Raw genomic sequence first — 13,111 nt, 5'->3', positions numbered from 1 at the left:
TCATGGAAAGTAAACTGCTCGAATACTACAACCGTGAGCTGGCCTACCTGCGTGAAATGGGGGCCGAGTTTGCCGAGCGCTACCCAAAAGTCGCCGGACGACTGGGCATGCGCGGCATTGAAGTGGCGGACCCGTACACGGAACGCCTGATGGAAGGTTTCGCTTTTCTGACCTCCCGCGTGCAGATGAAAATGGATGCCGAGTTTCCGCGTTTCTCCCAGCGTCTGCTGGAGATGATCGCCCCGAATTACCTCGCGCCAACCCCATCAATGGCGATTGCGCAAATCGAGCCCGACAGCAGCCGGGGCGACCTGAGCAATGGCTTTATTGTGCCGCGCGGCACCATGATGGACAGCCTGGCGCTGAAAAAGACCGGCGTAACCTGCAGCTATACTACGGCGCACGAGGTTAATCTGCTGCCGCTGAAAATTGACAATGTGGAGCTGGGCGGCGTGCCTGCTGACCTGCCGCTGGCACAACTGGGGTTAAGCCAGCGGGGAATCAACAGCGCGTTGCGGATCCGCATTGCCTGCGACGGCCCGCAAAACCTCGGCCATCTGAATTTCGACCAGCTGACGTTTTTCCTCAGCGGCCCGGACATTGAAGCGCTGAAGCTGCTGGAGCTGGTGATGGAACATCACGCCGGGATCGTCTGCCAGACGGTCAGCCCGCAACCTCAGCGACAGCTGCTGGCGTCGGATGCCCTGTGTCAGGAGGGCTTTGCCGCGGATCAGGCACTGCTCCCGGACGATCTGCGCAACTTTGACGGTTATCGTCTGCTGCAGGAGTATTTCGCGTTTCCAGCCCGTTTCCGCTTTATCAGCCTGAGCGGCCTGAGCACGCTGATCCAGCGCTGTGAAGGCGAAAAAGCCTTCGATATCTTCATCCTGCTGGATAAATCTGATGAACAGCTGGAGCGCGTGGTGGATGCCAGCCATCTGGCGCTGCACTGCACGCCGGTCATCAACCTGTTCCCGAAGGTGGCGGCACGTCAAAAGCTGAATGAAGGCCAGCACGAATACCATCTGGTGGTCGATAACATCCGCCCGCTGGATTATGAAATTTACGCGGTGAATAAAATCTTCGGCAGCGCGGACGGTCAGCGTGACGACCAGACGTTTCGTCCTTTCTGGAGCACCTGGAGCGGGGACGCGGGCAACTACGGGGCCTATTTTTCCCTGCGCCGGGAACAGCGCGTGCTCTCTGAGCATGCCCAGCGCTACGGCACCCGTACCGGCTATATCGGTTCAGAGGTGTTTGTTTCGCTGGTGGATGAACAGCACGCCCCGTGGCAGGAAAACCTGCGCTACATCTCTGCCGAGGTGCTCTGCACCAGCCGCGACCTGCCGCTGATGCTACAGCAGGAGCTTGGGCAGTTCATCATGGCCGACTCCATGCCGGTGAAATCGTTGACCCTGCGTAAAGGCCCGACGCCACCGCGTCCGGCGCTGGCAGAAGGGTTCAGCACCTGGCGGCTTATCAGCCAGCTGCAGATGAACTACCTCAGCCTGATGGACAGCGAGAATGAAGAGGGGGCTGCCGCGCTTCGTCAGCTGTTAGGGCTGTATGCCAACCTGGCCGAAACGGCCGTGGCGCGTCAGGTGGAGGGGGTTCGCCACTGCGTGCTGGAGCCGGTTCACCGCCGCGTGCCTGAACCCGGTCCGGTCGTTTTCGCCCGCGGAATCGGCATTACCCTGACCGTAGACGAGCGGGCGTTTTCCGGTGCCAGCCCGTGGCTTTTCGGCAGCGTGCTGGAACGCCTGTTTGCCCGGCTGGTATCCATCAACAGTTTTACTGAGTTCACCCTGAAGAGTCAGCAGCGCGGCGAGATCGGCTACTGGGCACCGAGAATGGGTAAAAGGGCGCTGGTATGAGTGACGCTGCCACTGCACCGCTGCGCGTGCATCGCCTGACGAAGCTGCCGGAGACGTTCTGGCACGGGGTCCGTCAAACGCCCTGGCGCTACGATCTGTTTCAGCTGTTAAGGCGTATTGATGCTCAGGGCGGCGAGCGCTACCCGCTGGGACGCGCGCCGCTACCGAAATTTGAGCCGCTGCGCATCGGCCAGCAGCCGTCGATGAGCTTTGCGCCGTCGACGCTGGCCGAGGTCAGCCTGCGGGAAGAGAGCGGGCTGCATGAGGTGTCTATCCTCAGCTTCGGGCTGTTTGGTCCGAACGGCCCGCTGCCGGTTCACATGACCGAATATGCCCGCGAGCGTATTCATCATCATCAGGACACCAGCCTGAGCGCGTTTGTCGATCTGTTTCATCATCGTCTGACGCTGCTGTTTTACCGCGCCTGGGCGGATGCGCAGCCTGCCGTCTCCCTTGATCGCGCTGACAACAAACGCTTTGAGGGCTACCTGGCCTCGCTGATTGGCATGGGACAGCCGGGCCAGATGAATAAAGGCAGCCTGAGCGCCCATGCCCGCTTTACCCACGCCGGGCATCTGACCCGTCACAGTCGGGATCCGGAGGGGCTGGAGAAGATCCTGCGCAACTATTTTAACGCCCCGGTCAGGCTGGTAAGCAACGTGCCGCAGTGGATGCCGCTCTCCACGCGTGAGCAGGCACAGCTGGGGGAAGGTCGCCGTATGCCGCGCATGGGGGAGTCCGCCTTTCTTGGCGTCGCCGTCCGCGACGTACAGCATAAGTTTCGTATTGAAATCGGCCCGCTGAGCGCTGAAGAGTACAACCGGTTTTTACCTGGCGAAGCGTGGGTCACCGAACTGCGCGACTGGGTGCGCCAGTACATTGGGGTGGAGTTTGAATGGGAAACGCGGGTGATCCTGCATGAAGACGCGGTGCAGGGTACTTCGCTCGGCAGCAATGGGCAATTAGGCTACAACACCTGGCTGGGCCTTCAGCCGCAGCCTGTCCCGCGTGGCGATCTGGTCTATCGCGCAGAGCGGTAATCCTTCCGTATACCGAATCATTGTTAATGGAAACTAACATGTCAGAAATTAGCCGTGCCGTGCTCTTCGGCAAACTGGATACGCTGTTATTTACCTCGCTGGAAAGCGCGACTGCCTTCTGCAAGCTGCGCGGTAACCCCTATGTTGAGCTGGTGCACTGGCTGCATCAACTGATGCAACAGCAGGATGGCGATTTGCAGCAGGTCATCCGCCACTTTGCCCTCGACGAACAGCAACTGACGCGCGATATCGTGGCCGCGCTGGATGCGCTGCCGCGCGGCGCGAGTTCCGTTTCCGATCTCTCCGAACATATCGACAGCGCCGTAGAGCGCGCCTGGGTCTATGGCTCGCTGAAGTTTGGCGTCAGCCGCATACGTGGCGGCCATTTGTTGATCGGCCTGCTCAAAACCTGGAACCTGGCAAACGTGCTGAAAAGCATTTCGGCGCAGTTCACCCGTCTTAACGTCGAGGTGCTGATCGAGCAGTTCGATACGGTTTGCGCCAACAGCAAAGAGACGCAGCAGGCTGCGGCCACCGTCGAGGCGCCAGCGGGTGCGGTACCGGCAGCGCAGGGTACGCTGGCTCAGTACGGCCAGGATCTCACCGCCCGCGCCCGCGAAGGGAAGATTGACCCGGTAGTCGGGCGTGATGAAGAGATCCGCCAGATGGTCGATATCCTGATGCGTCGCCGCCAGAACAACCCGCTGCTGACCGGTGAGGCCGGGGTCGGGAAAACGGCGGTGGTGGAAGGGCTGGCGCTGCGTATCGCCGATGGCGACGTGCCGGAGCCGCTGCAAAATATTCAGCTGTGGCTGCTGGATATCGGCATGCTGCAGGCTGGCGCAGGCATGAAGGGCGAGTTTGAAGCCCGTCTGCAGGCGTTGATCAACGAGGTTCAGTCCAGCGCCACGCCGATTATTCTGTTTATTGATGAGATCCACACCCTGATTGGCGCTGGCGGCCAGCAGGGGACCGGCGATGCGGCGAACCTGTTGAAGCCCGCTCTGGCGCGCGGACAGCTGCGTACCATCGGCGCCACCACCTGGGCGGAATACAAAAAGTACATCGAGAAAGATCCGGCGCTGACCCGTCGTTTCCAGACGGTGCAGGTTCACGAGCCGGACGAAACGAAAGCCATTCTGATGCTGCGCAGTACCGTATCTCCGCTGGAGACTCACCACCAGGTGCTGCTGCTCGACGAAGCGGTCAGCGCGGCGGTGAAGCTGTCGCATCGCTATATCCCGGCGCGTCAGCTGCCGGATAAAGCCGTTGCGCTGCTCGACACCGCCTGTGCCCGCGTGGCGGTCAGCCAGAGCGCGCCACCGGCGCAACTGGAAGATTGCCTGCGCCATCTTGCCGCGCTGGACGTGGAGATTGAGATAGCCGAACGCGAAGCGCGCGTTGGTGCAGGCGTTTATGAGCGCGTAACGGCGTTAATCACAGAACGTGATGCGTATGAAACCAAACGTGAAGCCCTGACCCAGCGCTGGGAAGAGGAGCGCAGTCTGGTGCAGGAAATTATCCGCCTGCGCGCCGCGCTGTTTGCCTCGGGCGAGGAGGAGTCCGCCGGGCTGCACAGCCAGCTGGCGGAACAGCAGCAGGCGCTGAAAACGTTGCAGGGCGATGAGCCGCTGCTGTTTGCGGCGGTAGATGAAAACGTGGTTGCCGCAGTGGTTTCCGACTGGACCGGGATCCCGCTGGGGCGGATGGTGAAAAACGAGATCGACGCGGTGCTGAATCTCGCCGACACGCTTAACCAGCGTGTTATCGGCCAGCGTCACGGTCTGGATCTCATTGCCCGTCGCGTGAAAACCTCGCGGGCAAAACTCGACGATCCCAACAAACCGGTGGGCGTCTTTATGCTTTGCGGCCCGTCCGGCGTCGGTAAAACGGAAACCGCGCTGGCGCTTGCGGAATCGCTGTACGGCGGCGAGCAGAACGTTATCACCATCAACATGAGTGAGTTCCAGGAAGCGCACACCGTTTCCACCTTAAAAGGTGCGCCGCCGGGCTACGTCGGGTATGGTGAAGGCGGTGTGTTAACCGAGGCCGTGCGCCGCCGTCCGTATAGCGTAGTGCTGCTGGATGAAATTGAAAAAGCGCACCCGGACGTCCACGAAATCTTCTTCCAGGTCTTTGACAAAGGCTGGATGGAGGACGGTGAGGGACGCCACATCGATTTCCGCAACACCATTATTATTCTGACGTCCAACGTTGGCACTGACCTGATCAGCGCTATGTGTGCCGATCCGGAACTGATGCCGGAACCGGACGCCTTAAGCGGCGCGCTGCGCCAGCCTCTGCTGGAGGTGTTTCCGCCTGCGCTGCTGGGCCGCCTGCTGGTGGTGCCGTATTACCCGCTCAGCGACGCGATGCTGGGGCAGATTGTTCGCCTGCAGCTCAAGCGCATTCAGCGTCGTCTGGAAGAGAATCACAATATCATTTCTGAGTTTGACGACAGCGTGGTGGAACAGATTGTTCAGCGCTGTACCGAGGTGGAGTCTGGTGGCCGCATGGTAGATGCTATTTTGACCAACACCCTGCTGCCTCAGATGAGCCAGATCTTACTTACCGCCAGCCGCAGCGACGAGCAGTACCGACGTCTGCATGTCACCTGCGAGCAGGGCGAGTTTCACTGTCAGTTTGCCGCGTAATAATCATCAAGAGAACTGTAAAAGATGACGGATAATGATAACAATCGGACTGTCCCAAACGCGCTCCCGGTCGGGTACCGCTTCAACGAGTTTGAAATCAAAGAGGTGATCGGCGGCGGCGGTTTTGGCATCGTTTATCGCGCGTGGGATCACCAGCTCGAACGCACTATCGCTATCAAAGAATTTATGCCTTCCTCGCTCGCCGTGCGCGGCGACGACATGACCCTGGTGCTGCGCAGCGAGCGCTTTGGCAAAGCGTTTTCCGCAGGCCTGAACAGCTTCATTCAGGAAGCCCGTCTGCTGGCGCGCTTTAACCACCCGAACCTGCTGCATGTCCTGCGTTTCTGGGTGCAAAACGACACGGCCTACATGGGAACGCTGTTTTACAGCGGCACCACGCTTTCGCGCCTGCGCGAAGAAAAACCGGAGCTGATCAACGAGGCCTGGATCCGCCGCACGCTGCCGATGCTGTTTGGCGCCATCAAGACCATCCACGACGAAGGCTATCTGCACCGTGATATCTCGCTGGATAACATCCAGATCCAGGATAACGGCCTGCCGGTACTGCTTGATTTCGGCTCCGCGCGCCGCACCATCGGTAACCTTTCTGACGAAACGGAAACCATGCTGCGACCGGGTTTTGCACCGATCGAGCAGTACACCGACGACAACGAAAGCGAGCAGGGCCCGTGGACGGATATTTACGCCCTTGGCGCCGTGCTGCGCACCCTGATCGTGGGTTCTCCGCCGCCGGTGAGCGTGGTGCGTTCTATTCAGGATACCTGCAAGCCACTGGTGGAAATTATGCCGCAGGGCTATTCCATCCCGCTGCTGCAGGCCATCGACCGCGCGCTGGCGCTGCACATGGAAGACCGTCCTCAGTCTATCGACGAATTCGCCGCGCTGATCGAGATGCCGGTTGCGGGCATAAACGATGTGCTGACGGCGAAAAAACCGGGCACCATGCTGGTACCGGTGGAAGAGGAAAAGCCGGCTTCAGCACTCGACTGGCGTCGTTACAAAATCCCGGGCATGGTTGCCGCAGGCGTGCTGGTGGGTGTGGTCGCCGGAGCGATGTTGTTCAGCGGTGGCAAGGATGCGCCAGAGCAGGCACCCGCAGAGACGCGTCCAACGGAAACCGCCGCGAACGCGCCAGATGTTAAGCCAGAAACGGAGAAGGTGAGCGAGCAGGCGACCGCACAACAAACGCCACCGCCTGTCGAGAGCCCTGTTGCGCTGGTCTATATCCGTATTCAGGACGGCGAAACGCTGAAAGTGAACGGCGAGACAAAAGCGCTGCGTCCGGCGACCAACGGCTATGCATCGCTCAAGCTGCCCGCCGGTGAGGCGAAGATTGAACTGCAGGGCAACGGGAGAACGCGCAGCCAGACGCTGGATATTGCCAAGCCGGGCACCTGGCTGGTGAATCCGTAAGTCAGTCAGGAACAGGGAACAGGACGGAGCGAATGTATAACATTAAGTTTGTCTATCTTTTCAGCGAGAACGTCTCGCCGGCGCTTTTTGCGAAAATTATCCGCCCGTCCGTCGCCGGGCAGTGGATTATGTCGGTGCCCGACAATTCGCTGCGCTCGCTGTTCACGCGCTACGATTTGCTGCGAACCATCACCGGTGCGAATCCCTATCAGTCCGGGCGCGATACGCGCAAGCTGATCGCGCAGGATCTTGATATGGGCAGAATCGTTGCGATTGACGAAAGTTTTCGCAGCTGGTCATCGGTAACGGAAATTTTTTACATCAATGCCAAAGGGCGGCTTCAGGCCGCCTCGCTCACCGGGCTGGGCTGGTACCCGGTAAGCACTATCGTCGATCGTTACGAAACGATGGTTCGCACCTATGGTTCCCGCCCTGCGCCAACGGAGCTGCCAACTCAGGTGGTGAAATCCAAAGCGGCGCAGGTGCCTGACCAGCCAACGCCTGGTAAAGACGGTAAAACCTATGCGGCGCAGCTGCAGAATATGACCAAAGCCGAACGCTGGCAGGCTCGTAAGGACCTGATTGCGAAGGGCAGCAACAGTCTCTACCCGGATGCGCAGATCGCGGCTAAGCGGTTAGCGGCGAATAACATTGCCGTGGAGAAAGCGAAGCTTGCGGAAAATGTTTATAAGACCGTAAACCCGCTGGAAACGACGCCGGGCGTGCCGGAGGGGTGGACGGATATTAGTAATGATGCCGCCGCGCTCAAGAAGCTTGGGCTAAACCGCAAAGTACTATTCGACAATACCGCCTCGCCTGATTTTCTGGCCCGCGTATATCAACCCGATCCCGAGGTTTTTGGTCGCGATATGAATCCAACGCTCGTGTTCAGAGGATCGCGGCAGCCCGAGTTCTTCCCCATGAAAAACATGGCTGACTGGAAAAATAACGGTGCCCAGGGGCTCGGCATGGCGTCAGATTATTACAAAAGAGCGGTGGGGCTCGGCGAACAGCTCTCTAAATCCGGTCAACAAGTGGACATTGCGGGTCACTCTCTGGGGGGCGGATTAGCCTCTGCTACCGCGATGGCCAGCGGTATGCCGGGATGGACCTTCAACGCGGCCGGTCTGCATCCGGGTACCGTGGAGAAATACGGCGGCAGCCTGCTGGGCAGTACGGAAAATATTCAGGCCTACCGTGTTGAAGGTGAACTGCTGACAAAAATTCAGGAAGTTAACCTTTGGGAAGATTTCAAAACGGTAAAAGGACACATACCGGCACTGATAGCCAAAGAAGAACTTTCTGCCGTCATGCCGAACGCTGCTGGAATTGCACACGACCTCCCGGGTGGAACGGGAGGTGCTCTGGATCGCCATGGTATCGATCAGGCGATTAAGTGTATTGAGCAACAGAAGGATGAAGACATCGCAATCATCGGGAGCCGCGCGTGAAATCATTGATTACAGGCTGGATAGCGCTTTGTTTAATGTTTATGGTTCAGGGGTGCAAGCAAAATATGGATTTAAAACCAGACAACTACTTCAGCGGACAGCAGCTCACCTTAGCGCGTGCCATTGAAGCCGGTGAAGTGAATGAGGTGACTCAGTTAGCTTCGCAAACGGACCTTAATACACCCGGTAAAGAGGACATGACGCTGCTGTTTTGGGCGGTGATGAACTCAATTAACGATAAGAAAACACCCGAGCAGTTAAAAATTATTACCGCGCTGGTCAAAGCGGGGGCAGATCCGCTGCAGCCAAGGCCTAAGGGAGAGAGCAGTCCGGCCGAATATGTGCTGAAAGCGGACAGTGGAGTCTGGATAAAGGCGATGCTGGAGGGCGGATTATCGCCGGATGCCAGGGATAAAACGTTTGGAGAGCCAATTCTCTTCGAAACCCTCGAAGCAAAAAACACCGATACCCTGCAGGCGATGCTTGATGAAGGCGCGGATATCAATATTACCAATTCACTGGGTAATACGTTGCTGATCGCTGCGCTCGATTTTCACTCTTACGATCATGTCATGCTTCTGCTGGAGCGTGGTGCCAACGCAGAGATCAAGGCGGATAATGGCTGGACAATGGCTAATCAGCTGCAGCGGTATCTGAACCGGGCGAAAGAGGGCAGCGACGAATATCAAAAACTCACTGAAATTAAAGACGCGCTTATTCAGCATGGCGGTAAATGGCCTCCTGCGCCGGTGAATAAGTGATGACGTTAAACAGTGCGTTTCCTGAGCAATAATGAGTATTAAAAAGCGGCTTTTCATTTTCTGGGGAACAATGGATGCGCTGGCTGTTGCACTTTACTGCGCGCAGTCCGTGCGTCATGGCAGAGTGCCCTTTGTATCCGATATCTCCTCCTTCGGTTTGACAGGAAACGGGCTGTCTGGTGATGGGCATAGCGTTCTGCTGCTGTTCTTTATTTTCGATCTTCTGTTGCTGGTGTCGCTTTTTGCCTCGGCATGGTGCTTTCTGACAGGTAAGCCTGTCGCGAGCAAACTGGCGCTCTGCCAGGAAGTTTTCCGCCCGATCTCCTTCCGGTGTTCGGTAACCCTTTTTCCGCTGTTGTTGAATCTCGCGGGTGTCTCGAACGTCTGTCTAAATAGTATTTTATTTATATTCTCAGAGTTTCTTAAGATCTACTCCCTGTGGATATATCCATACGGAAAGGGGCGTAATACTTGACCTTCAAAGGATAACTTCCTTGAAATGGCAGTTAAAGGGGTGGCATGAATAAACAAAGCTGTACAGGGATGGACTATATTGAAAATGCCCTCGCCGCGATTCAGGAGCGACGGTCTATTCATCCTTCTTTTTCTGTATATAACGTTGCTGAAAATCAAGTGGCTTATGTCAGGGATCTCCTGGCAGGAAAGGAAAAAGATAAAAGTAAGCTTCATACTTTAAATTTAGGCGCTATGGCTGCAAAAGAGTTTGAAACGACTGATGAAGAGCTTGCCCGGCATCTGTCAAATGTAAACTACATCGCTTCGCAGATGGCTGATGGGTTAAAGGTGATCCTTCCACATGAACAAGATAATGAATATCTGAAAAGGCAAAAGCGGTATCGAAATTAAGCTGACGGTGATTTGCGCATCTCCTAAAACTTCTGGTCATAAATCTCCTCTTTGTTAACACTTTTTATTTAGCATAAACCATTACGGAATACAGATTATGCTCAACCGAATTACAGTCCAGCTCCCGGTCGAGGGGCTGCTCTTCTGGAAACTTTCCGGCCGCGAGGCGATGTCCGAGTCGTTCGCCCTGACGCTGACCCTGCTCGGCACGGATGCACGCATTGACCGCAGCAAATTGCTCGGCCAGCCGGTCACGGTGACCATTCCGACGCAGAACCTGCTCTCCTCCCGCTACATCAACGGCAAAGTCACGCGCGTGGCGGTCAGCGCCGTTGAGCTGACGGGCACTCGCTATGCGGTGTACCAGCTGACGGTGGAGCCGGACCTGTGGCCGATGAAGCGCGACCGTAACCTGCGTATTTTCCAGGGCCAGACGGTGCCGCAGATTGTGAAAACCCTGCTGGCTGAACATCAGGTCAACGTGGAGGATAAACTCACCGGCAGTTACCGGGTGTGGGACTACTGCGTGCAGTATCAGGAGTCGAGCCTGGACTTCATCAGCCGCCTGATGGAGCTGGAAGGGATTGCTTATCACTTCAGCCACGAGGCCGACAAGCACACCCTGGTGCTCACCGACGCCGCCACCCAGCATCAGCCGTTCAGCGGCTATGAGGTCATTCCTTACCACCAGACGCCGTCCGGCGGCAGTACGGACGAAGAGGGCATCAGCCAGTGGGCGCTTGAGGACAGCGTGACGCCGGGGATTTACAGCCTCGACGACTATGACTTCCGCAAGCCGAACGCGTGGCTGTTCCAGGCCCAGCAGAACCCGGCGTCGCCGAAGCCGGGCAGCATTGACGTCTACGACTGGCCGGGACGCTTTGTGGAGACCGGGCATGCGGAGTTTTACGCCCGCATTCGCCAGGAGCGCTGGCAGGTTGAGCACCAGCAGATTCAGGCCACCGCCACGGCGGCGGGGATTGCGCCGGGCCACACCTTCACCCTGACCAACGCGCCGTTCTTCAGCGATAACGGCGAGTATCTGGTGACGGCGGCGGGGTATCACTTTGAGGAGAACCGTTACGCCAGCGGCGAAGGTGAAACTGTTCACAGGACCGATTTCACGGTCATCCCGGCGTCGGTCTCTTATCGCCCGGCGCAGAGCACGGCGTGGCCGCGCACCTACGGCCCGCAGACGGCGAAGGTGGTGGGCCCGAACGGCGAGAGTATCTGGACCGACAAATACGGCCGGGTGAAGGTGAAGTTCCACTGGGACCGTCTGGCGAAGGGGGATGACACCAGCTCCTGCTGGGTGCGCGTGTCGAGCGCGTGGGCGGGCCAGGGGTACGGTGGGGTGCAAATCCCGCGCGTCGGCGACGAGGTGGTGGTGGATTTTATCAACGGCGACCCGGACCGGCCGATTATTACCGGTCGCGTGTACAACGACGCGAGCATGCCGCCGTGGGCGCTGCCGGCGGCGGCGACGCAGATGGGGTTTATGAGCCGCACGAAAGACGGCTCCGTGGACAACGCCAACGCCCTGCGCTTTGAGGACAAGGCGGGTGCAGAGCAGGTATGGATCCAGGCCGAGCGCAACATGGACACCAGCGTTAAAAACGATGAAACGCACAGCGTCGGCGGCGAGCGCAGCCATTACGTTAAGAAAAATGAACTGCATCGTGTGGAAGCGAACCAGACCCAGGCTGTCAAAGGTGGGACTGAGATCCTGACCGGCAAAGGCAAGCTGGATGCGGCGGTGGAGCAGTACGTCATTGCTTCCGGGACGAAGCTGCGGCTGGTCTCAGGGGAAAGCGCCATTGAGCTGAATGCTAACGGCAAGATTAACCTGATCGGTAAAGAGTTTAACTTCTTTGTGGAAGGGGATGGTTATATCACCACGGGCGGTAAGCTGCACCTGAATACCTCGGGAACCAAGCCGGGCACTACGGCACCGGGATCGGGGCATAAAGGGGATATTGATGCGGCTGTGCAGGCGAAGTTTACGCCAAAAGATGAGTAAGGCCGGTGCGGTGCTTATCGCATTGCGCCGTTGTCATTTAAGATCACTAAACAAAATGAATATATCAATTTCTACAATGCTGACGATTTCAAACTGGATGATGGAACGAGCATTACCGAAATTGGTTTACGTTTAAGCAAAGATAACGGCGACATGGCGCCTTTACTGAATTTTTCACCGTCAGGTCAATGCATAACGCTTGATACCGTTAAAATGCACTTTCCGCAACTGGTGCTCACTGACTATCCGCAAGGCCGCTCTGAGAATGAAGTGACCAGTTATACCGCGCCAAAAGACATTAATGGACAAAAGGTGAGCTTCAGTTTCACCGTGAAAAAACCTGACTGTCTGGATTCTGTCGTCATAAGCGCCGAATAAGAAACACAGCTCCCATGTCCTGGCGGTGTTTCCAGCGGTGAGAAGCGCAATAAATATTCATTGAATGACAATTAATATGAAAAAACACACTCCGACATTTCTTTTTTCAGCCTTGATGTTTACCTGTCTGAGCAGCAATGTGGTTTTGGCTCAGGTGATGCCTTCCGTTCTGACAAAACGGGATTTTTCTGTGCAGATTAAAGACCAGCCTGTCGCATTGGGCGACAGATGGACTCCTGATATTGCCCGTAAAATTGACGTGCCGCTTGAAGGCCATTTTGTCGGTGAAGTTCCTTTTGACGGAACAAACTATAAATTCTACCAGCATCAAAAGGCTGGGTTAGAAATATTCAGTTCCAACCTCTGGTGGGATAAAGCAGAAAGAAGCGTTGACGATTATATCGTGTCCCAGATTACGCTGACTGCCTCAGATATTTTAACGCCGCGTGGCATTCATGTGGGTTCAACAATCAGAGATCTGAACAATGCCTACGGCGATGGTCAGTTCGAAAATGATTCCGGGGAGAAGTGGATTTCCTATGAATTGGGTAAGAAATTGCTCTCTTTTAAGGTTATAGACAGTCAGGTTGTGAAAATAACCATGAATTACGAAAATGGTACTTCAGAGTGAT

Annotated in this window: 11 protein-coding genes; all 11 read left to right on the top strand. The window is 56.8% G+C overall.

What is annotated here, in order from left to right:
* The first annotated feature begins 2 nt into the window (after nt 1–2).
* The 11 genes from tssF to ACMGGM_RS03830 all read left to right on the top strand — a co-directional run bounded on the left by tssF (nt 3) and on the right by ACMGGM_RS03830 (nt 13,110).
* Nucleotides 3–1,874 carry a type VI secretion system baseplate subunit TssF gene (tssF, locus tag ACMGGM_RS03880; RefSeq protein WP_032636246.1) on the top strand — a complete coding sequence of 624 codons (1,872 nt, stop codon included), beginning with the start codon at nt 3–5 and terminating at the stop codon, nt 1,872–1,874.
* Nucleotides 1,871–2,914 (top strand): type VI secretion system baseplate subunit TssG, encoded by a 1,044-nt coding sequence (gene tssG, locus ACMGGM_RS03875; protein WP_023330605.1) that lies wholly within the window; start codon nt 1,871–1,873, stop codon nt 2,912–2,914. The genes tssF and tssG overlap by 4 nt, the downstream gene beginning before the upstream one ends.
* Nucleotides 2,915–2,952: 38 nt before the next feature.
* Nucleotides 2,953–5,568 (top strand): type VI secretion system ATPase TssH, encoded by a 2,616-nt coding sequence (gene tssH / locus ACMGGM_RS03870; RefSeq protein WP_045134162.1) that lies wholly within the window; start codon nt 2,953–2,955, stop codon nt 5,566–5,568.
* 24 nt (nt 5,569–5,592) lie between these two features.
* The gene (locus tag ACMGGM_RS03865; RefSeq protein ID WP_045134161.1) at nt 5,593–7,002 is read left to right on the top strand and encodes a serine/threonine protein kinase; all 1,410 of its coding nucleotides are present in this window, start codon (nt 5,593–5,595) and stop codon (nt 7,000–7,002) included.
* 32 nt (nt 7,003–7,034) lie between these two features.
* Nucleotides 7,035–8,453 (top strand): phospholipase A(1), encoded by a 1,419-nt coding sequence (locus ACMGGM_RS03860; protein WP_045134160.1) that lies wholly within the window; start codon nt 7,035–7,037, stop codon nt 8,451–8,453.
* Between the two features lie 35 nt (nt 8,454–8,488).
* On the top strand, nt 8,489–9,214 hold the full coding sequence (locus ACMGGM_RS03855) for an ankyrin repeat domain-containing protein (protein WP_206695581.1): 726 nt from the start codon (nt 8,489–8,491) through the stop codon (nt 9,212–9,214).
* A 31-nt stretch (nt 9,215–9,245) separates the two neighbouring features.
* Nucleotides 9,246–9,689, top strand: coding sequence for a hypothetical protein (locus tag ACMGGM_RS03850; RefSeq protein ID WP_045134158.1), 444 nt, complete (start codon nt 9,246–9,248; stop codon nt 9,687–9,689).
* A gap of 44 nt (nt 9,690–9,733) precedes the next feature.
* On the top strand, nt 9,734–10,081 hold the full coding sequence (locus ACMGGM_RS03845) for an immunity protein Tsi6 family protein (protein WP_045134157.1): 348 nt from the start codon (nt 9,734–9,736) through the stop codon (nt 10,079–10,081).
* 97 nt (nt 10,082–10,178) lie between these two features.
* On the top strand, nt 10,179–12,101 hold the full coding sequence (locus tag ACMGGM_RS03840) for a type VI secretion system Vgr family protein (RefSeq protein ID WP_045134156.1): 1,923 nt from the start codon (nt 10,179–10,181) through the stop codon (nt 12,099–12,101).
* Nucleotides 12,102–12,131: 30 nt separating this feature from the next.
* A complete protein-coding gene (locus ACMGGM_RS03835) occupies nt 12,132–12,479 on the top strand; it encodes a hypothetical protein (protein WP_080335822.1) in 348 nt (115 codons plus the stop codon).
* Nucleotides 12,480–12,555: 76 nt separating this feature from the next.
* Complete coding sequence (locus tag ACMGGM_RS03830; protein WP_074165033.1) at nt 12,556–13,110, top strand: hypothetical protein; 555 nt, start codon at nt 12,556–12,558, stop codon at nt 13,108–13,110.
* Nucleotide 13,111: the final 1 nt, after the last annotated feature.

Origin of the sequence: Enterobacter sp. BNK-14, assembly GCF_047456095.1 — a bacterium.
Taxonomy (GTDB): domain Bacteria; phylum Pseudomonadota; class Gammaproteobacteria; order Enterobacterales; family Enterobacteriaceae; genus Enterobacter; species Enterobacter kobei.
Note: the sequence above shows the minus strand (reverse complement) of the source record. Positions and strands in the feature narration are given on the sequence as shown.